Here is a 19,217-nt window from a genome sequence, read left to right on the forward strand (position 1 = left end):
TCAATACACCCGAGCCTTGGGCTCGATGTACTGGACATCATTGGTCATCGTGTAGGTGTGCACGGGCCGGTAATCGAGCGTCACGCTGTGGTTGCGCTCGTCCACCCAGGCCAGGGTGTGCTTCATCCAGTTCTTGTCGTCGCGGTCCGGGAAGTCCTCGCGGGCCTGGGCGCCGCGCGACTCCTGGCGGTTCAGCGCGCCCTCCATGGTGACCACCGCCTGGGTGATCAGGTTCTCGAACTCCAGCGTCTCGATCAGGTCGGAGTTCCAGATCATGGACCGATCGGTGACCTTCACGTCCGCCGCGCCGCGCCAGACCTCGCCGATCAGCTTCTGGCCCTCCGCCAGAACCTCGCCGGTGCGGTAGACCGCGCAGTTGTTCTGCATCGTGCGCTGCATGCGCTCGCGCAGCTCCGCCGTGGACGTGGAGCCATTGGCGTAGCGCACCTTGTCGAGGCGCGAGAGCGACAGCTCGGCCGAGTTCTTCGGCAGGTCGGCATGCTTCTCGCCGGGCGTCACCAACTCGGCGGCCCGCAGGCCGGCCGCCCGGCCGAACACCACGAGGTCGATGAGCGAGTTCGAGCCGAGCCGGTTGGCGCCATGCACGGACACGCAGGCGGCCTCGCCGAGCGCCATCAGGCCGGGCACGATGGTGTCCGGATTGCCGTTCTTCAGCGTCAGCACCTCGCCGTGGTAGTTCGTCGGGATGCCGCCCATGTTGTAGTGCACGGTCGGCAGCACCGGGATCGGCTCCTTGGTGACGTCGACGCCCGCGAAGATCTTGGCGCTCTCCGAAATGCCGGGCAGGCGCTCGTGCAGGATCTTTGGGTCGAGATGGTCGAGGTGCAGGTAGATGTGGTCCTTGTTCTTGCCGACGCCGCGGTCGGCCCGGATCTCCATCGTCATGGCGCGTGAGACCACGTCGCGCGACGCGAGATCCTTGGCGGACGGGGCGTAGCGCTCCATGAAGCGCTCGCCCTCCGAATTGGTCAGGTAGCCGCCCTCGCCGCGAGCGCCCTCGGTAATCAGGCAGCCCGCGCCGTAGATGCCGGTGGGGTGGAACTGCACGAATTCCATGTCCTGCAGCGGCAGGCCGGCGCGCAGCACCATGGCGTTGCCGTCGCCCGTGCAGGTATGCGCCGAGGTGGCCGAGAAATAGGCGCGGCCATAGCCGCCCGTCGCCAGCACGGTGAGGTGCGAACGGAAGCGGTGGATGGTGCCGTCGTCCATCTTCATCGCCACGACGCCGACGCAGCGGCCTTCCTCATCCATGATGAGGTCGATGGCGAAGTACTCGATGAAGAACTCCGTGGAGGCGCGCAGCGCCTGGCCGTAGAGCGTGTGCAGGATGGCGTGGCCGGTGCGGTCCGCGGCCGCGCAGGTGCGCTGGGCGGTGCCCTTGCCGTATTCGGTGGTCATGCCGCCGAAGGGCCGCTGGTAGATCTTGCCTTCCTCGGTGCGCGAGAACGGCACGCCCCAGTGCTCGAGCTCGTAGACGGCGGCGGGCGCGTTGCGGCACAGATACTCGATGGCGTCCTGGTCGCCCAGCCAGTCGGACCCCTTCACGGTGTCGTACATGTGCCAGCGCCAGTCGTCAGGGCCCATATTGCCCAGCGAGGCCGAGATGCCGCCCTGGGCCGCCACCGTGTGCGAGCGGGTGGGAAACACCTTGGAGATGCAGGCCGTGCGCAGCCCCGCCTGCGAACAGCCCACGGTGGCGCGCAGGCCGGCGCCGCCGGCGCCCACGACCACCACGTCGAAGGTATGGTCGGTGATCGGATAGGCCTTGCCGTTCACGGAGGGAGCGGCTGCGCCGTTCGTCGCGCCATTGGTGGGTCCGGCCATGGTCAACCTCCAAAGCTCAGCTTGAGGATCGCGTAGACGCAGGCGAGGCCTGTGGCGATCGAGAAGAAGGTGTTGAGCAGCAGCAGCGCGATCTTCGGCACGTCCTCATGGACGTAGTCCTCGATGATCACCTGCATCCCGATGCGCATGTGGCTCACCCCAACACCTACATAGAGCAGCATCATCAGCGCCACGAGGGGATGCGACAGCATGCGCCGCACGCTGTCGTAATCCTTGCCGGTGGCCGAGATGACGACCACCACGAAGGCGATGGTGAGCGGGATCAGGGCGACCGCCGTGACGCGCTGGCGCCAGAAGTGCTCCGTGCCCGAGCCGGCGCTGCCCAGCCCTTGGACCTTCTTGTAGGGCGTCTGGATCGAAAACTTGCCGAATGCCGACATTCCGGTCTCCTCAGCGCACTGCGTAGGCGACGACCCAGATCAGGATCGTGAGCACGACGGAGCCGATGATGTTCAGGCGGGCCATGTTCTCGCGCGCCTCGGGGCCGAACCCGAGGCCCACGTCCCAGACGAGGTGCCGGACGCCGCCGATCATGTGGTGGATCAGGGCCCAGGTGTAGCCGAACAGGATCAGCCGACCCACGATCGAGCCCAGGAACCATTGCACCTGCTCGAAGCCCGACCGGCCGGTGGCGGCCGCCACGAGCCACACGACCAGGATCACGGTGCCGAAATAGAGCGCTCCGCCGGTGATGCGATGCAGGATCGACATCAACATCGTCAGGTAAAGGCGGAAAATCTGCAGGTGGGGAGAGAGCGGACGCTGTGTCCGGACCTTGGAGTCGGCCATCGCCTTCTCTTTCGTGGCAAAAGCTGGGCACGTCTCCAGTAGCGCGTGTCCCCCCCTTTCGCAATGCGGTAGGATGCGCGACGTTTGGCTGACATGGCGGCGGACAAGGGGCGATTCGGCAGGATGGCGCGGGCGCGATCGGCTCAGCCGGCTTCAGCGGAGCAATCGGCGGACGCCGCGTCCCCCCTGCCTGGCGCGCCCGCCCCGCGCCGGACGCGGGCGCCGCGCAAGAGCGCGATCGAGCGGCGCGAGGAGATCCTCCAGGCCGCCCTCGCCTTCTTCGCCGAACACGGATTCTCGGGCTCCACGCATGTGCTGGCCGCCCATCTGGGCGTGCGCCAGGCGCTCCTCTACCGCTACTTCGAATCGAAGGACGCGCTGGTCGAAGCGGTGTTCCAGCGCGTGGTGCGAAGCCGCTGGACCCAGGATTTCCCCGCCATCCTGGCCGACCGCGCGCGGCCGCTCGAGGAGCGTCTTGCGACGGTTTACCGCGCATATTCCGATCCCGAGGAGGGACTCGCCCTGCGGGTGCTCATGCGCGCCGCGCTGGACGGGTTTGCGCTGCCGGCCCGCCGCGGGCCGTCGCTGACCGAGCAGATCTTCGCCCCGCTCGTGGAGGAGCTGCGCCACGAGGCCGGCCTGCCGCCGCTGTCGCGCAGCCCCCTCACGGCCGACGAGCGCAGCATGGCCATGCTGCTGCACGGGGCCGTGGTGTTCCAGGGCGTCAGGGAGCACATCTATCGCACCCCGGAACCCGATCGCGACGCCGCCATCGACCTGCACGTGGCGACCTTTCTGGCCGGGGCGCGGCGCATCATCCGGACCTTGCACCCGGCGCTGGCCCCAGAGAGGCCTGCGGCGACGCGGCCGGCTCGCGCTCCCCGGGCGCCCCAGACCGCGCTGGAGCGGCTGGCCGCGCGCAGATCCGCCGAGGGCGCCTGAGCGGAATCTTTTCGGATTCGTCGCGGCCTGGAGTGGTCGACGAATCATCTCCGCCGTCGGCCGCCCGCGCGGCCCGAGGCCAAAATCGTGAATTCATTAAATCGGTTGCGGCCCGTCGCTCTCCGGCGGGGCTGACGCCGCTGTGCGGATGGGGTCGCTGAATCAATTCCGATTCCGGGCCATTCGCCAGTCGCTTAAAGTGGTCCGGGAATCACGACGAGGTGGTCGGGGAATCACGGGGCCGTTCGGCGGCGCTCCTTGCGGCGCCGGAACGCCGTCGTGAGCGTGACCGCCGAGAGGACCGCCGCCGTCGTGGTCACGCCCGCATAGTCGCCGTGCAGCCCGGCCAGCGCCAGGGCATGCACCGTCTCGGCCGGCCAGACCCGGCCCGACTGGTCCCGCTGCTCCACGGCCCAGCAGGCGTCCTGGGGCACGAACGCCCGGAACCCGAGACATCCGGCGTGCCGCACCGTCGTGGCGACCGAGTTGTGGGTGAGCACGCCGCACACGACGAGGGTCGTATGCCCGCCCGCGGCGAGCCGCTCCTCCAGGTCCGTCCCCACGAAGGCGCTGCCGGTGGCCTTGGCCACCACGTCCTCCCCCGGCGCCGGGGCCGCGCAGGCCTTAAAGGCGTGCCCGGGCGTTCCAGGCCGGTAGGGCGAGGCGGGCTCGACGGAATCGTGGCGCACATGCACGATCGGCATGGCCGCCTCCCGCCACGCCCCGAGGAGCGCCGCGATGGCGTGCTCGGCGTCGGGATTGTTGCGCGGCCCCCAGACCGGATCGTCGATGGCGTCCTGGACGTCGACGAGGAGCAGGACGGTGTCGGCGGGCAGGCGCATGGGGGTCTCCAGTCGGCAGGGCGACGCGCAAGTGGTCGAGGAATCACCTCGCATCCGAATCCCGATCCAGCGGTTTCCGGTGGTCGCCGAATCACTTTCGCTGCAGTTGCGCCACGGTCAGCGCGGGGCCAGGACCCAGAGGTCCAGGTCGAGGATGACGGCCGGGTCGTAATCCTCGCCCACTTTCAGCGGAAAGTCGCGGCAGGGCTTGTCCTTGGTGGCCGCCAGGCGCACCCGCAGCCCCCCGACGTCGTCGCGGCCCGGCAGCGGCTGCTTGTCGAGGATCTCGCTCCAGGCGTAGACGGTGTCGCCCGCAAACAGCGGCGCGACGTGCCGCCCGCCATTGATGGCCGCCACGTGGAACGCGTTGGCGAGCCCGTTGAACGAGAGCGCCCGGGCCAGCGAGATCACGTGCCCGCCATAGATCAGCCGCCGGCCGAAGCGGCTCGAGGCTTGCGCCAACTGGTCGAAATGCACCTTGGCGGTGTTCTGGTAGAGGCGCGTGGCCAGCATGTGCTCGGCCTCCTCCACCGTCATCCCGTCCACGTGGTCGATGGTCTCGCCGATCTCGTAGTCGTCCCAGCGCTCGGGACTGCCGGCGAGGACGAGGTCGTAGGCGTCCGCGTCGATGACCGGGCAGGCGTCGCCCAGAGCTTCCGGCGACACGACGCGCGGCAGGGTCGGCACGTGCTCCGCGGCGATCACCGCCTCCGGATCGCGCTTGTGCACCATCACCCAGCGGACATAGTCGAGCACCTCGGCGCCATGCTGGTTGTAGCCGGTGGAGCGCACATAGACGACGCCGGTCTTGCGGGTGGAGTTCTCCTTGAGGCCGATCACCTCCGACACGGTCTTCAGCGTGTCGCCCGGATAGACCGGCGCGAGGAAGCGGCAGGCCGCGTAGCCCAGGTTGGCGACGGCGTTCAGCGACACGTCCGGCACGGTCTTGCCGAAGACGATGTGGAACACGAAGAGGTCGTCGACGGGCGCGTGGCGGTAGCCGATCTCCCGGGCGAAGACGTCGGAGGACTGCACGGCGAAGCGCCCGCCATAGAGCGCGGTGTAGAGCGCCACGTCGCCGGACGTCACGGTGCGGGGCGTCGCGTGCCGGATCACCTCGCCGATCGAGAAATCCTCGAAGAAGCGGCCCGGATTGGTCTTGCTCGCGATCGTCATGGTCGCCTCGTGCTGGTCGGCGGGCGCTGCGCCCTGGCGCCTCCACCTTGGCAAGTCCGGCGGCGGCGCCGCAAGGGGCGCGCGCCTCAGTCGTTCGGCGGATCGCCGGGACGAATCAGAGCGCCGGCTTCGGCAGCCCGCGCCGCAGGCACGCGGCCGTCACCGTGTTGGCCAGCAGGCACGCGATGGTCATCGGGCCGACGCCGCCCGGCACCGGAGTGATCGCGCCCGCGACGGCGGCGGCCGAGTCGAAGTCGACGTCGCCGACGATCCGGGTCTTGCCCTCGCCCAATTCGGGGGCCGAGACGCGGTTGATGCCAACGTCGATCACGATCGCGCCCGGCTTGACCCACTCGGCCGTCACCAGGCCGGGACGACCCACGGCCGCCACCAGGATGTCGGCGCGGCGGCAGACGCCCGGCAGGTCGCGGGTGCGCGAATGGGCGATCGTGACCGTGCAGCTCTCCGCCGTCAGCAGGGCCGCCATGGGCTTGCCGACGATGTTGGAGCGTCCGATCACCACCGCCTCGAGCCCGGCGAGATCCGGGCGAAGCTGCTTCAGCAGCAGCAGGCAACCCAGCGGAGTGCAGGGAACCAGCCCCGGCGCGCCCGCCGCGAGCCGGCCGGCGTTGATAGGGTGGAAGCCGTCCACGTCCTTGGCCGGATCGATGCGCTCCAGCACCAGCCCGGCGTCGATCTGGGCCGGCAAGGGCAGCTGCACCAGGATGCCGTCCACCGCCTCGTCGGCGTTCAGGCGGTCGACCAGCGCGAGCAGCTCCTCCTGCGTCGTCTCGGCGGCGAGCTTGTGCTCGAAGGAGCGCATGCCGGCCTCGACGGTCTGCTTGGCCTTGGAGCGCACATAAACCTGGCTGGCCGGGTTGTCGCCCACCAGCACGACGGCGAGCCCGGGCGTGATCCCGAGCCGGCCGCGCAGGTCGGACGCCGCCTCGGCGATGCGGGCGCGCAGAATGGCGGCGGCGGCCTTTCCGTCGATGATCGCGGCGCTCATGACGACCCTCGCTTCAGCTCTCGGTCCCGAGCCCGGCGGCCCGAACCTCTGCGGCCGCGCTGGGCTCGGCCCCGTTCGTCCCGCGCATCGGCGAAGCTTTGCCGGCCGCCCCCTGGCCGGCCGCCGCCTTGCGCACCGACGGCTTGCGCGCCGCTGGGCGGCACGCCAGGGCGAGACGATGCGCGAGCTCGGCGGGTTCCCCGTCGATCCGCAGCGTCTTCACCCGTCCGGTTCCGCCCCCCGTCAGCACGACGGCGCCGGGCGCGACCCCGCAGGCCGCCGCCAGCAGGCGCGCCAGGGCGGCGTTGGCCTTCCCGGCCTCCGGAACGGCCCGCACCCTGGCCTTGAGGACCGGCTTGCCGTTCGCCAGCGCCTCGACGCCTTCGATGGCGTCCTTGCCGCCCTTGGGGGTCAGCCGGACGGACACCACGATCCCGCCCGGCTCTTCGAGCCAGGGCGCGTTGGTCGGTTTAACCGGAAGGGCGGCGACGTTGGCGGACATCAGAAAACGTAAGGGTAGATATACATCGCGATCACGCGCTGGATCAAAAAGATGAGCAGCAGCAGCACGATGGGCGAGATGTCGATGCCGCCCAGGTCGGGGAGGCGGCGGCGGATGGGGGCCAGGACGGGCTCGGTGAGCTGGTACACGCCGTTGAAGATCATCCGCACCGCATCGTTGCGAACATTGATGACGTTGAACGCCACGAGCCAGCTCAGGATGGCGGACGCGATGATGATCCAGGTGTAGAGATCGAGCGCGAGCAGGATCACGTCGAGAATGGCGCGCATGAGCGGGACGGCTCCGTCGGAAGGCGCTCCAGCCTTAACGGGACGACGCGAGGCCTACAAGGACTTCGGAGACACACGCCCGCGGTCGCGTGGCCTTGGCCGCGAACTTTCGCGATTGACAGCCCGGCGCCCCCCACCTAAAAGGCCGGCACCCGGAGAAGGGGCTGTAGCTCAGTTGGGAGAGCGCTGCAATCGCACTGCAGAGGTCAGGGGTTCGAATCCCCTCAGCTCCACCAGGGTTCCCATCCAGGATTTGTTGACGGTTTCGCAGCGGCTTCGGCCGAGGCGCGCGTTGTCGCGCGGCTGCGCCGTCCGGTCGGCGTGAGGGGCCGCCGACGCAAAAACGCCGCCATGGGTTTCCCCAGGCGGCATCCGCGAGGCCGAGCTGTCAATGCGCCAGTACATCCGTGGTCGGACAACGGCTCGGCGTCAGGGCCCGCGGCCGAAGCCGCAGGCGCGCGTGGGTTACGCGGCTTGGATGTTGCCGACGGCGATCTTGCCGCTGCGGCGGTCAGCTTCGGTGTCGAAGGTGACCTTTTGGCCCTCGACGAGGCCATTCATGCCGGCGCGCTCGAGCGCAGTGGCGTGAACGAACACGTCCTTGCTTCCGTCATCGGGAGCAATGAAGCCGAAACCCTTTTGGTCGTTATAGAACTTAACAGTGCCGTTCGTCATGTCGATTGTCCTTAGGCAAGTGATCGCGAAAACCAAAACGCGACAGCGTTTTCGTCTTCAGTAGTCGAAATTTGGAGAATGTCTGAACGTCCGCCCGGCTGTGCCAGGGCAACGGCCCGATTGTCCGGCCAAAGTCGATGCGTGTGTATAGATGACTTTCGAAAAACTTGCAACCTCTTCGTGCGGCCTGGCGGCCGGATGCGTCAGGCCGGGTCCGCGACGTTGACCCACACCACCCGAGCCACGCGCGATCCGGGATTGTCGAAGCGGTGCGGCCGGCTGCTGGCGAAGCGGAAGCTGTCGCCGGCCAGAAGGCGCCAGGACTGGTCCTCGACGGTGAGGCGCATCTCGCCTTCCAGCACCAGCCCGGCTTCCTCGCCGCCATGGACGTAGAGCTCGTCCCCCGACGTGCCGCCCGGCTCCAGCACGACCTCGTAGAGGTTGAGCCGGCTGCCGGCCGCCGGCGAGAGCAGCTGCTTCTCGATGCCGGTGCGCCACAGGCCGAGGCTGTTGCGCTCGTCGCGCCGGACCACGACGGAATCGCCCGGCGCGCCCGCGGCCCCAGGCCGGAACAGGTCCGCATAGGTGACGCCGAGCGGCGCCGCCAGGGTCGTCAGCACCCGCAGCGACGGCGAGGAGATGCCGCGCTCCACCTGGCTGAGATAGCCGATGGAAAGCCCCGTCCGGGCCGCGACTTCGGCGAGCCGCAGCCCGCGCGCCTGCCGCAGCGCGCGAATGCGGGCGCCGACCTCGGCGTCGGCGGCGCGCCCGGGCGGAGCCTCGGCGTCATCCTGTCGGGCGATCTCGTGCGGCATGCGGAACCGTCGTCGTGGCGCTTGCGTGGCCCGAAGCACCATGCAACATTTTTCATATAAGTGAAATCGGCCGCGCGAAAGCGGCCCTAAACCAGGGGGTGCTCCCATGAGCCTGAAGCGAATCGTCACCGGCCTCGCGGCCGCCGCCCTCCTCATGGGCGCCCTGCCCGCCACTGCTCAGCAGACCCTGAAGGTCGGCTCCACCCCGACAGGCGTGCCCTTCACCTTCCTGGACACCAAGACCAACACCATCCAGGGCATCATGGTCGACCTCATCACGGCCGTCGGCAAGGAGGCCGGGTTCCAGGTCACCATCGAGCCCATGCAGTTCTCGACCCTGATCGCGGGCGTGCAGGCCAACAAGATCGATATCATCGCGGCCGCCATGTACATCACCCCCGCCCGCAAGGAGGCCGTCGACTTCTCGGCCCCGGTCTACACCTATGGCGAGGGCCTGATGGTGGCGAAGTCCGACACGAAGGACTACACGAAGCTCGAAGACCTCAAGGGCGAGACGGTGGGCGCCCAGGTCGGCACCGCCTATGTGGAGCCGCTGAAGAAGAGCGGCCTCTTCGCCGACGTGAAGATCTACGACACCATCCCCGACATCATGCGCGACGTGAACGCCGGGCGCATCAAGGCCGGCTTCGCCGACCTGCCGATCGTCGCCTACAACCTCCAGCTCGGAAACTTCCCCGAGGTGCGGCTGGCCAAGAACTACAAGTCCACCATCGTGGGCTCGGTCGGCATCGGCGTGCGCAAGGGCGACGCCGAGCTCTTGAAGAAGATCGACACGGCGCTGGCCAAGCTCCAGGCTGACGGGTCGGTGAAGAAGATCCTGGCCAAGTGGGGCCAGGAATAAGGCGTCCGCCCACCCCATCGTCCCGGACGCGCGGCCGCGTCCGGGGCGCGCCGACCGCCTTTCTCCGAGCACCCGATGCAACGCTTCATCCAGGACTCGATCGAGTTCCTGCCCATTCTCCTGCTGGGCGTGAAATACACGCTCCTGGTCACGGTCGGATCGCTGCTGCTCTCCAGCGTGCTGGGCCTCCTCTGGGCCATGATGCGCGTGTCCGGCGTCAAGGCGCTGGATCGGACAGCCAAGACCGTCATCAACGTGATCCGCGGCATCCCGATCATCGTGCAGCTGTTCTACATCTACTTCGTGCTGCCTGATTTCGGCATCGCGCTGTCGGCCGTGAGCGCCGCGATCATCGGCCTCGGCATCGCCTACTCGGCCTACCAGGCGGAGAACTTCCGGGCCGGCATCGAGGCCGTCGACCATGGCCAGGTGGAGGCCGCCCAGTCGCTCGGCATGGGCTGGTTCATGATGATGCGCCGCGTGGTGCTGCCGCAGGCCGTGAAGATCGTGCTGCCGCCCTACGGAAACATCATGATCATGATGCTGAAGGACAGCTCGCAGGCGTCCACCATCACGGTCGCCGAGCTCGCCCTGCAGGGCAAGCTGATCGCCTCATCGACCTTCAAGAACTCCACCGTGTTCACGCTGGTGGCCCTGCTCTATCTGGTGATGAGCATCCCGCTGATCCTGCTGGTCGCCCGGCTGGAGAAGAACATGGGGACGCGGCGATGATCGAGTTGCGCGACGTCCACAAGAGCTTCGGCCCCAACCACGTCATTCGCGGCATGTCGGCCGAGGTGAAGAAGGGCGAGGTTGTCTGCATCATCGGCCCGTCCGGGTCCGGCAAGTCCACGATCCTGCGCTGCATCAACGGGCTGGAGACCTATGACCGTGGCGACATCCTGGTCGAGGGCATCCGGGTCGACCGGACCCAGCGCTCCATCGTCGACATCCGCACCCGGGTCTCGATGGTGTTCCAGCGCTTCAACCTGTTCCCGCACCGCACCGCGTTGGAAAACGTCATCGAGGGCCCGATCTTCGTCAAGAAGGAGCCGCGCGAGGACGCGATCGCGCATGGGCGCGAGCTTCTGGCCCGCGTCGGGCTCGCCGAGAAGGAGAACGCGCACCCCCCGCAGCTCTCCGGCGGCCAGCAGCAGCGCGTCGCCATCGCGCGGGCGCTGGCGATGCGGCCCCACGCCATCCTGTTCGACGAGCCCACCTCGGCGCTGGATCCGGAGCTCGTCGGCGAGGTGCTGTCGGTGATGCGCCGACTCGCCGAGGAGGGCATGACCATGGTGGTGGTGACGCACGAAATGGCCTTCGCCCGCGAGGTCGCGGACCGCGTTCTGTTTATCGACGGCGGCGTCATCGTCGAGCAGGGCCCCGCCCGCGATCTCCTCACCGATCCCCAACACCCCCGCACGCAGGACTTCCTGCGCCGCGTCCTGAACCCGATCTGAGGTTGCGATGAGCGCCCAACCCTTTCCGCTCGACCCCTCGCTCTGGCACGCGACCGCCGTCCCGGCGCCGGACTGCCCGCCCCTCGACAAGGACGTGGACGTCGACGTCGCCATCGTGGGCGGCGGCTATGCGGGATTGTCGACCGCCCTGCACCTGGCCGAGCGGGGCGTCAGCTGCGTCGTCCTGGAGGCGCGCGAACCTGGCTGGGGCGGCTCCGGCCGCAATGGCGGGCAGGTCATCCCGGGGCTGAAATACGACCCCAACGAGCTCGTGACGAAGTTCGGCGAGGAGGCCGGCAAGGCGTTGGCGGCCTTCGCGGGCTCCACGGCCGACGTGGTGTTCGACCTCATCGCCAAGCACGGCATGAACGTGCCGCATGTGCGCAACGGCTGGATCCAGGGCGCGCACATGGCGTCCATGGTGGAAACCGCCAAGAAGCGCTCGGCCGAATGGGCTCGCCTGGGCGCGCCGACCGAGTATCTCGACAAGGCCCGCACCACCGACCACCTCGGCACGGACGTCTACCTCGCCGGCTGGCTGGACCGGCGCGGCGGAGCGGTGCAGCCCTTGAGCTACGCCCGTGAACTCTGCCGGGCCGCCCAGAAGGCCGGAGCCGTCGTGCATGGCCAGAGCCCGGTCGAGTCGCTGGCCCGAGAAGGGACGAAGTGGAAGGTGAGGACCGCCCAGGGCGCCACGGTCACGGCCGCCAAGGTAGCGCTGTGCACCAATGGCTACACGGGCGGCTACTACCCCAAGCTGGCCCAGACCATCATCCCGCCCAACTCCTACCAGGTCGCGACCGAGCCGCTCTCCGACAATCTGCGCAAGAGCATCCTCCCCTACGGGCAGGTGACCTCCGACACGCGCCAGCTCCTGCTCTACTTCCGGCTCGACCATGAGGGCCGGCTCCTGATGGGCGGCCGCGGGCCGTTCCGCGAGCCGACCGACAAGAGCGACTGGTCGCACCTCGAGCGCGTCATCGCGCGCATGTACCCGGCCGTGAAGGATGCGCCGATCCAGTTCCGCTGGTGCGGCCGCGTGGCGGTGACGCGGGACTTCCTGCCTCACCTGCACGAGCCGGAGCCGGGCCTGGTCGTCAATATCGGCTGCCAGGGACGCGGCGTCGGGCTGGAATCCGCCATGGGCAGGGCGCTGGCGGGCTATCTGGCGACCGGCGACGCCAAGGCGCTGCCCTTCCCGGTCACGCCGGTGAAGACCATCCCGTTCCACGGCCTCAACCGGGCCTATGTGGCGGCGGTGGTCGCCTATTACCGGATGAGCGACGCCGGACTGGCCTGAACGGCCAGCCCGCCGCGGCGGCCGGGGCGGGCCCGGCTCAGCCCTCGGCGTCCATGGCGTGCAGCTTCTCGACGCGGCGACGGCAATCCTCGTCGGTCGAGAACTCAGCCTGGAGATACGAGGCGACGAGGTCCTTGGCCAGCCAGGGCCCGACGATCTGGGCGCCGATGCACATGACGTTGACGTCGTCGTGCTCCACCGACTGGTGGGCCGAATGCACGTCATGGCAGACCGCCGCCCGGATGCCCTTCACCTTGTTGGCCGCGATCGACGCGCCCACGCCCGTGCCGCACACCATGATGCCGCGCTCGGCCTCGCCGGCCTTCACCTTGCCGGTCAGCGTGCGGGCGATGTCGGGGAAGTCGACGGGCTTGTCGTCGTGGGACCCCACGTCCGTGACCTCGTGTCCGAGCGCGCGCACCTGCTCGATGACGGTCTGCTTGAGGATCCAGCCTGCGTGATCCGAACCGATGACGACTCGCATTGTCGTGTCCTGCCTTGTCGTTGGAAGAATGGGCCAGCGCGACCAAGGCGCCGGCCCGGGGCTCGCCTCAGCCGCGCATCTCGGGCGGAAGCTCGCTGCCGTGGAACTTCTTGTAGATCTCGTTCAGCTTGCCGTTCTTCAGGTTGGCCGAGATCCACTCGTTCAGCTTCTCGATCATCTTGGGCTCGCCCTGGCGCACCCCGATCGCGAGGTCGAAATTGCGGATCGGCACCTTGGGCTCGAACACGCGGCCCGGGTTCTTGACGCCGATCTGGTTGACGATCGTGGCCGAGGACGCAACGCAGTCCGCCTGGCCCGACACGGCGGCCGTCACCATGGTGGCGTCGTCGTCGAAGCGCGCCAGCTTCAGGTTGCGGTCCTTCATGTTGCTGAGCTCGGTGTCCTGCGTGGTGCCGCGCGACACCGCGATGGTCTTGTCCTTCAGGTCCGCCCAGTCCTTCACGGAGGCGCTCTTCAGGCACCCCACGACCGACTGCAGGGCCGCGTAGGGCTTGGAGAAGTCGATCACCTTGGCGCGCTCGGGCGTGACCGACAGGGTCGAGACGATGATGTCGGCCTTGTTGGTCTGCACGTTCGGAATGCGGGTCGCGCCGGTTGTCTGGATCCACTCGATCTCGAGGCCCCAGTCCTTGGCCAGCAGCTGCGCGGTCTCGACGTCGGAGCCGGTCGGCTTCATGCTGGAGTCCATCATGCCGGACGGCGGGATCGCCATGTCGGTCGCGATGCGGATCTTCTTGGCCTTCATGACGTCGTCGAGCAGGTCGGCCCTGGCCGCGCCGGAAGCCATCATGGTCATGCAGGCCGCCGCAACGGCGGCCATCAGCGTCGTCTTCATCATCGCGTTTCTCCCTGTTACGCGTCTTCTTTCGCCCGTCACAGTCCCGTTCCGATGAACTGGGCCAGTTCCGGGGTCGATGGGGTCGTCAGCACCGCGGCGGTCCCGTGCTCGTGGACCTTGCCGCGGTGCATGAAGACGACCCGGTCGGCGATGCTGCGGGCGAACCCCATCTCGTGGGTCACCATCACCATCGTCATGCCGTCGGCCGCGAGGCCTTCGATCACTTTCAGCACCTCGCCGGTGAGTTCCGGGTCCAGCGCGGACGTCACCTCGTCGAACAGCATCACCTTGGGCCGCATGGCGAGCGACCGCGCGATGGCGGCGCGCTGCTGCTGGCCGCCCGACAGCTGCTCGGGGTAATGCTGGATCTTGTCGGACAAGCCCACCTGCGCCAGCGCGGCGCGCGCCTGTTCGCGGGCTTGCGCCTTGGAGACGCCTTTCACGCAGGTCGGCGCCAACGTGATGTTCTGCTCGACCGTGAGATGCGGGAACAGGTTGTAGCTCTGGAAGACGATCCCGACATCCTGGCGCAGGGCGCGCAGGTCGAGCCCGGGATCGTGGACCTTGCGGCCGCACACCACGATCTCTCCGCTGTCGATCGTCTCGAACCGGTCGATGCAGCGCAGCGCCGTGCTCTTGCCCGAGCCGCTGCGGCCGATGATGGTCAGCACCTCGCCGCGCGCCACGTCGAAGGTGACGCCGTCGAGCACCTTGAGCGGCCCGAAGCTCTTGTGCACGTCCTTGAGCGAGACGACGGTCGGACCGGCGTCGGCGGAGCTATTTTGCATCAGGCTGTCTCGACGGTGAGGCGGGGCCGGCCCTGGCTCATCTCGAGCCGCCGGCTCAGGCGCGAAACGGGATAGCAGAGCGCGAAATAGACCACCGCGATGATGAGGTAGATCAGGAAGGGCTCGAACAGGGCGTTGTTGATGATCTGCCCGGCGCGCGCGAGCTCGACGAAGCCGACCACCGAGGCCAGCGACGTGTTCTTGATGATCTGCACCATGAACCCGACCGTGGGCGGCGTGGCGATCCGCACCGCCTGGGGCAGGATGACCCTGGCCATGCGCTGCGTGCGCGACAAAGCGAGGCCCTCGGCCGCCTCCCATTGCGGCTTCGGCACGGATTCGATGCAGCCGCGCCAGATCTCGCCCAGATAAGCTCCGACATAGACGGTGAGCGACACGGAGGCCGCCGTGAGCGGCGACACCGTGATCCCCAGCGGCGGCAGACCGAAATAGGTCAGGAACATGATGACCAGCAGCGGCGTGCCCTGGATCAGTTGCACGTAGCCGGCCGCCAGGATGCGCACGGCCCGCACGGGCGAGATCCGCGCCAGCGCGACGACGAACCCGGCGAGCCCGCCGCCGACCAGGGCGATGAGCGAGAGGCCGATCGTCCACAGCGCGCCGTGGGCGAGGAACATCAGGTGATTGGCGTTCAGGGAGCCGCCCATGCCGCCCCCCTCACAATGGCGTGCCGAGGCGGCGGCGCCGCGGGAACATCACGAGGCCCAGGCCATGAAACCCGGCGCGCATCACCAGCGACAGCGCCACATACGCGATGGCGACCAGGATATAGGTCTCGAAGGCCCGGTAGGTGTCGGACTGGATGTAGTTCGCGACCGCGGTCAGCTCCTCGGCCGAGATCTGCGACGTCACCGACGAGGCCAGCATGAGCAGCACGAACTGGCTAGTCAGCGCCGGATAGACCTTCTCGATCGCCGGCAGCATCACGACGTGCCAGTAGATCTGCGTCTTGGATAGCGCGAGCCCCTCCGCGGCCTCGATCTGCGCCTTCGGGATGGCGTCGAAGCCGGCGCGGATGATCTCCGTCGTGTAGGCGCCGACATTGATGGTGAGCGCCGCCGCCGCCACCGTGAAGGCCGGGAACTTCACGCCGAGGCTCGCCAGGCCGAAATAGACGAGGAAGATCTGCACCAGCAACGGCGTGTTGCGGATGCTCTCGACATAGATCGCCGCCGCCCGCATGGCGACCGGATGGCCGCTGCGCCGCGCGATGGCGCCGATCACCCCGATGGCGGTGCCGAGCACGGTGGCGATCAGGGCCAGCTCCAGCGTCATGATCGCGCCCGAGACGAAGCTCGGCCATCGCTCCAGAATGGCGCCGAAGTCGAGATGGATCTTCATGCGTCAGGCGCCCGGTTCGTCATCCGGTCATAGACCCGAAACAGCGCCTGGTTGCCGTTCGCGCCCTCGCCATGGGCCTTGGCCTCCACATACTGACTGGTCACCAGCGCCGTCCCGGGCAGCGGCACCGCGAGCGCCTGCGCCTGCTCCTGCACGAGCCGCAGGTCCTTCAGCATGAGGTCGATGCGAAAACCCGCCGAGGCGTCGCCGGCGATCATGGCCGGGCCCAGCCGGTCCAGCATCCAGGACGAGGCCGAACCGCCGAGCAGCACGGTGCGCAGCTGGTCGAGATCGACGCCCGACGCGCGGCCGAGCGCCAGCGCCTCGCAGATGGCCTGCAGGTTGATCGCGCAGACGAGCTGGTTGCAGAGCTTCACGGCCTGCCCGGCCCCGGCGGCGCCGACATGTGTGATCGTGGTCCCCATGGCGCGGAAATACGGCTCGGCCCGCGCGAAGGCCTCCGCGTCGCCGCCCGCCATGATCGACAGCGCCGCGTTCCTGGCCCCGACGGGCCCGCCCGAGACCGGCGCGTCGATCAAAGCCACGCCCACCTGGGCGAGATCGGCATGCATGCGCCGTACCGCGACCGGCGAGATGGTGCTCATGTCGACGACGAGGCGGCCGTCCGGCGGCGAAGCCAACAGGCCGTTCTCGCCATAGACCACGGACTCCACATGCGGCGTGTCGGGCAGCATCGTGATGGCGATGTCGGCGCCGCGGGCCGCGTCGGCGGGGCTGGAGCAGGCGACGAGCCCATGCCCGGCGAGCCCCGAGACGGCCTCGGCGTTCACGTCGAAGCCGCGCACCGCGTAGCCGGCGGTGAGAAGATGGACCGCCATCTCGCGGCCCATCGTGCCGAGGCCGATGAAGGCCGCGCAGCCGCGCTTTTCGTCATTGCTCATCGGGCTTCCTGCTCCGTCATCTGAAGGGCGGACTCGCCGTCCCGTTCGCCCAGCGCAGCGCGCCGGCGGTACTCGTCGCCGATGGCGAAATGCTCGCGCAGCACTTTCTCGGCCCTGTCGGGGTCCCGCGCCGCGACGGCGTCGAAGATTCGGCCGTGATCCTCGATCAGGTAGGTCTTCATGGAGGCGAAGCTGCGCAGCAGCTCGCGGCGCTTGCGGTGCGAGATCATCAGGATCCCCGACAGCGAATTGTGCAGCACCACCAAGGTTTCCGACTTGCCGGCGTCCACCAGCGTGCGGTGGAACTCGTAGTCGGCGAGGCCGCCGAGATCCGGGTCGTCGATGGTCTCGATGATGCGCGCCAAGGCGGCCTTCAGCCGCTCCAGGTCGAGCACCGTGGCGCGCTGCGTGGCGAGCCGCACCGCCTGGCACTCGATGGCGATGCGCGCCTGCATGACGTCCTCGATCAGCTCGGCGCGCTGCGCGAAGGCGAAGGTGAAGAAGTCGTTCAGCACGGCGAGGTCCGGCCGCCGCACGACGGTGCCGACGCGGTCGCGGATCTCCACGACGCCCAGCACGGTGAGCGCGCGCAGAGCCTCGCGCAGGATCGGACGGCTCACGTCCAGTTGCGCGGCGAGTTCACGCTCGGGGATCAGGCGGTCGCCTGGACGGAGAGACCCATCCAGCAGGCGCTCGCGCAGGAACGCGAACACCTTTTCGAACCCCTTGCCGTTGGCCTCCCCGAGCCGCGTGATTTCAAGATCAGCAGCCATGTTTTACCGTGGTCAGACCAATAGCGGTCGCCACGGCATGCCGTCAAGGCGCATCGAGGGGTCCGGCGCCGCCCTCCATGCGCGTCAGAGAGGCTTCCGGCCCGCGGTGAGCAGCAGCTGGTTGGGACCGACCCACCCCTCCGGCGTGTCATAGATGCGAAGCTGCTCCTCGATGTCGCACCAGGCGGCTTCCCGCCCGGCGGCGTCGAGCGTCTCCAGGATCTCGAGGATCGGACCGGCCGCTGACCGGACGAACTCGAGATAACGCCCGACCGCCGGGGCGCGGAAGGGCGCGTTCAACCGGGTCGTCGCGACATGCTGGAAACCGGCCTGTCGGAACAGCTCGTCGATGTGGCCCGGCTTGCCGAGACTCGTCAGCGCGCCGGGCGCGAAGGGATCCCGCGGCGGCAGCCCGGCGCGCCGCAAGGCGGTCTGCATCAGGATGGACAGACAGGGATTGACGCTCGGTTCCGCGAACACGACCGTGCAGGCGCCTCCGCCGGGCCGCAGGGCCTGGAACATGTCCCGCAACCCGTCGAGCGGCGATGGAAAGAACATCAGCCCCAGGCGGCAGACCACGGCGTCGAAACTCTCCGGCGGCACGTCCAGGGACACGCCGTCGGTCACCTTGACCGCAATGGTGCGGTAGCCCGCGCTGCGGGCGTTCAGCTCCGCGTAGGCGAGGATTTGGGGCGACACGTCGGTCGCCAGGACCGAGCCCTTCGGTCCCACCATCTTGGCCACCGCGAGGGACTGGTCGCCGGCGCCGGCCGCCACGTCGAGGACGCGCGACCCGGACGTGACGCCGGCCATGGAGATCATCGCCGCGGTCGCGTGCGTCAGCCAGGCCCGGATCGCCGGCCCGTGCTCGTTCCAGCCGGCGGCCGCGCGATCCCACTGGTCGCGTGCGGATGCGACGGCGCCGCCGTCGAGGAGAGGGGACGTCATGGCGCGCTCCAGGCGATCAGGGTGTCGGATCCAGGAAAGGGGTGGCGGGCGAGCTCACATAGAAGATCACCACCTTGGTCGGGTCCTGGGCGCTGCGGTTGAAGCCCGTCATGGTCACTCCCGCGGGCTCCACCATGGCTTGCCCGGCCTTGACGGTGATGGGCTCGCGCCCGGCGATCTCCAGCGTGAACGCGCCTTCGAGCACGTAGACGGTCACCGGGAAGCGGTGCGTATGCGTCACGGTCCGGTCGCCCGGCTGGAAGACGGCCGTCATGACGCGGACCTCTTTCCGGCGCTCGTCCGGCATGGCGTCGGTCGTCTCCCTGAGCACGAGGTCCGGCTTGGCGAGCCCGCTCTCGTGAGCGGACGCGCAAGCGAGCGTGGTCGCCATCACGGCGGCGGCGAGGAACGTTGACGAGCGCATGACCTGCCTCCGGGTCCAGAGCGAAACGGCTCGCTCTCGCAAGAGAGGCTAGGGTCTGGAGGGGCGGCGCGGCAGCCGCATTGTTGCGCGCGGGGGCCGCGAATCCGCATAACCCTTGCTGGGCCGCACCCGCCGTCTCGCCCGCCGTG

The 19,217-nt window shown here is 68.6% G+C and carries 24 protein-coding genes and 1 tRNA gene; 6 read left to right on the plus strand and 19 right to left on the minus strand.

Annotated elements, in window-relative coordinates; translation table 11 throughout:
* The 3 genes from sdhA to sdhC are packed head-to-tail and all read right to left on the minus strand — an operon-like array spanning position 1 to position 2,655.
* Positions 1-1,845 carry a succinate dehydrogenase flavoprotein subunit gene (gene sdhA / locus ABEG18_RS22635; RefSeq protein WP_406855297.1) on the minus strand — a complete coding sequence of 615 codons (1,845 nt, stop codon included), beginning with the start codon at positions 1,843-1,845 and terminating at the stop codon, positions 1-3.
* A 2-nt stretch (positions 1,846-1,847) separates the two neighbouring features.
* A complete protein-coding gene (gene sdhD / locus ABEG18_RS22640; RefSeq protein ID WP_406855298.1) occupies positions 1,848-2,246 on the minus strand; it encodes a succinate dehydrogenase, hydrophobic membrane anchor protein in 399 nt (132 codons plus the stop codon).
* A gap of 10 nt (positions 2,247-2,256) precedes the next feature.
* Complete coding sequence (gene sdhC, locus ABEG18_RS22645; protein WP_406855299.1) at positions 2,257-2,655, minus strand: succinate dehydrogenase, cytochrome b556 subunit; 399 nt, start codon at positions 2,653-2,655, stop codon at positions 2,257-2,259.
* Positions 2,656-2,748: 93 nt separating this feature from the next.
* Here sdhC and ABEG18_RS22650 point away from each other — a divergent pair, with 93 nt between their 5' ends.
* On the plus strand, positions 2,749-3,597 hold the full coding sequence (locus tag ABEG18_RS22650; protein WP_406858684.1) for a TetR/AcrR family transcriptional regulator: 849 nt from the start codon (positions 2,749-2,751) through the stop codon (positions 3,595-3,597).
* A 233-nt stretch (positions 3,598-3,830) separates the two neighbouring features.
* On the opposite strand, the gene ABEG18_RS22655 is transcribed toward ABEG18_RS22650, so the two are convergent.
* The 5 genes from ABEG18_RS22655 to ABEG18_RS22675 form a co-directional block, all read right to left on the minus strand.
* The gene (locus ABEG18_RS22655; RefSeq protein WP_406855300.1) at positions 3,831-4,439 is read right to left on the minus strand and encodes a cysteine hydrolase family protein; all 609 of its coding nucleotides are present in this window, start codon (positions 4,437-4,439) and stop codon (positions 3,831-3,833) included.
* A gap of 117 nt (positions 4,440-4,556) precedes the next feature.
* Entirely contained in the window at positions 4,557-5,615 is a 1,059-nt protein-coding gene (locus tag ABEG18_RS22660) for a MaoC family dehydratase (protein WP_406855301.1), read from the minus strand.
* Between the two features lie 115 nt (positions 5,616-5,730).
* Positions 5,731-6,624, minus strand: coding sequence for a bifunctional methylenetetrahydrofolate dehydrogenase/methenyltetrahydrofolate cyclohydrolase FolD (gene folD, locus ABEG18_RS22665; RefSeq protein ID WP_406855302.1), 894 nt, complete (start codon positions 6,622-6,624; stop codon positions 5,731-5,733).
* Between the two features lie 13 nt (positions 6,625-6,637).
* Complete coding sequence (locus ABEG18_RS22670; protein ID WP_406855303.1) at positions 6,638-7,126, minus strand: DUF167 family protein; 489 nt, start codon at positions 7,124-7,126, stop codon at positions 6,638-6,640.
* Complete coding sequence (locus tag ABEG18_RS22675; RefSeq protein ID WP_406855304.1) at positions 7,126-7,416, minus strand: YggT family protein; 291 nt, start codon at positions 7,414-7,416, stop codon at positions 7,126-7,128. The genes ABEG18_RS22670 and ABEG18_RS22675 overlap by 1 nt, the downstream gene beginning before the upstream one ends.
* Positions 7,417-7,576: 160 nt before the next feature.
* On the opposite strand from ABEG18_RS22675, the gene ABEG18_RS22680 reads away from it, so the two are divergent.
* Positions 7,577-7,652, plus strand: a tRNA-Ala gene (locus ABEG18_RS22680).
* 229 nt (positions 7,653-7,881) lie between these two features.
* On the opposite strand, the gene ABEG18_RS22685 is transcribed toward ABEG18_RS22680, so the two are convergent.
* Positions 7,882-8,091: a cold-shock protein gene (locus tag ABEG18_RS22685; RefSeq protein ID WP_406855305.1), complete on the minus strand. Its 210-nt coding sequence runs from the start codon at positions 8,089-8,091 to the stop codon at positions 7,882-7,884.
* Between the two features lie 203 nt (positions 8,092-8,294).
* The gene (locus ABEG18_RS22690) at positions 8,295-8,906 is read right to left on the minus strand and encodes a cupin domain-containing protein (RefSeq protein ID WP_406855306.1); all 612 of its coding nucleotides are present in this window, start codon (positions 8,904-8,906) and stop codon (positions 8,295-8,297) included.
* 106 nt (positions 8,907-9,012) lie between these two features.
* Between ABEG18_RS22690 and ABEG18_RS22695 the strand changes: the two genes are divergently transcribed.
* From ABEG18_RS22695 to ABEG18_RS22710, 4 genes are all read left to right on the plus strand, one after another.
* Positions 9,013-9,768: an ABC transporter substrate-binding protein gene (locus ABEG18_RS22695; protein ID WP_406855307.1), complete on the plus strand. Its 756-nt coding sequence runs from the start codon at positions 9,013-9,015 to the stop codon at positions 9,766-9,768.
* A 75-nt stretch (positions 9,769-9,843) separates the two neighbouring features.
* Positions 9,844-10,500 carry an amino acid ABC transporter permease gene (locus ABEG18_RS22700; protein WP_406855308.1) on the plus strand — a complete coding sequence of 219 codons (657 nt, stop codon included), beginning with the start codon at positions 9,844-9,846 and terminating at the stop codon, positions 10,498-10,500.
* Positions 10,497-11,228: an amino acid ABC transporter ATP-binding protein gene (locus ABEG18_RS22705; RefSeq protein WP_406855309.1), complete on the plus strand. Its 732-nt coding sequence runs from the start codon at positions 10,497-10,499 to the stop codon at positions 11,226-11,228. Before ABEG18_RS22700 ends, ABEG18_RS22705 begins: the two co-directional genes overlap by 4 nt.
* Positions 11,229-11,235: 7 nt before the next feature.
* The gene (locus ABEG18_RS22710; RefSeq protein ID WP_406855310.1) at positions 11,236-12,528 is read left to right on the plus strand and encodes an NAD(P)/FAD-dependent oxidoreductase; all 1,293 of its coding nucleotides are present in this window, start codon (positions 11,236-11,238) and stop codon (positions 12,526-12,528) included.
* A gap of 37 nt (positions 12,529-12,565) precedes the next feature.
* On the opposite strand, the gene rpiB is transcribed toward ABEG18_RS22710, so the two are convergent.
* The 9 genes from rpiB to ABEG18_RS22755 form a co-directional block, all read right to left on the minus strand.
* Entirely contained in the window at positions 12,566-13,012 is a 447-nt protein-coding gene (rpiB, locus tag ABEG18_RS22715; protein WP_406855311.1) for a ribose 5-phosphate isomerase B, read from the minus strand.
* A gap of 67 nt (positions 13,013-13,079) precedes the next feature.
* On the minus strand, positions 13,080-13,871 hold the full coding sequence (locus ABEG18_RS22720; RefSeq protein ID WP_406855312.1) for a transporter substrate-binding domain-containing protein: 792 nt from the start codon (positions 13,869-13,871) through the stop codon (positions 13,080-13,082).
* 35 nt (positions 13,872-13,906) lie between these two features.
* On the minus strand, positions 13,907-14,659 hold the full coding sequence (locus tag ABEG18_RS22725) for an amino acid ABC transporter ATP-binding protein (protein ID WP_406855313.1): 753 nt from the start codon (positions 14,657-14,659) through the stop codon (positions 13,907-13,909).
* Positions 14,659-15,327, minus strand: coding sequence for an amino acid ABC transporter permease (locus ABEG18_RS22730; RefSeq protein ID WP_406855314.1), 669 nt, complete (start codon positions 15,325-15,327; stop codon positions 14,659-14,661). The genes ABEG18_RS22725 and ABEG18_RS22730 overlap by 1 nt, the downstream gene beginning before the upstream one ends.
* Before the next feature lie 10 nt (positions 15,328-15,337).
* Entirely contained in the window at positions 15,338-16,021 is a 684-nt protein-coding gene (locus ABEG18_RS22735; protein ID WP_406855315.1) for an amino acid ABC transporter permease, read from the minus strand.
* On the minus strand, positions 16,018-16,923 hold the full coding sequence (locus ABEG18_RS22740; protein ID WP_406855316.1) for an NAD(P)-dependent oxidoreductase: 906 nt from the start codon (positions 16,921-16,923) through the stop codon (positions 16,018-16,020). The genes ABEG18_RS22735 and ABEG18_RS22740 overlap by 4 nt, the downstream gene beginning before the upstream one ends.
* Positions 16,920-17,696, minus strand: a complete 777-nt coding sequence (locus ABEG18_RS22745; protein ID WP_406855317.1) for a FadR/GntR family transcriptional regulator — start codon at positions 17,694-17,696, stop codon at positions 16,920-16,922. The genes ABEG18_RS22740 and ABEG18_RS22745 overlap by 4 nt, the downstream gene beginning before the upstream one ends.
* An 84-nt stretch (positions 17,697-17,780) precedes the next feature.
* Positions 17,781-18,644 (minus strand): class I SAM-dependent methyltransferase, encoded by an 864-nt coding sequence (locus tag ABEG18_RS22750; RefSeq protein WP_406855318.1) that lies wholly within the window; start codon positions 18,642-18,644, stop codon positions 17,781-17,783.
* A 16-nt stretch (positions 18,645-18,660) separates the two neighbouring features.
* On the minus strand, positions 18,661-19,068 hold the full coding sequence (locus ABEG18_RS22755; RefSeq protein ID WP_406855319.1) for a cupin domain-containing protein: 408 nt from the start codon (positions 19,066-19,068) through the stop codon (positions 18,661-18,663).
* Positions 19,069-19,217: the final 149 nt, after the last annotated feature.

Source organism: Alsobacter sp. KACC 23698, assembly GCF_045348435.1.
Lineage (GTDB): Bacteria > Pseudomonadota > Alphaproteobacteria > Rhizobiales > Beijerinckiaceae > Alsobacter.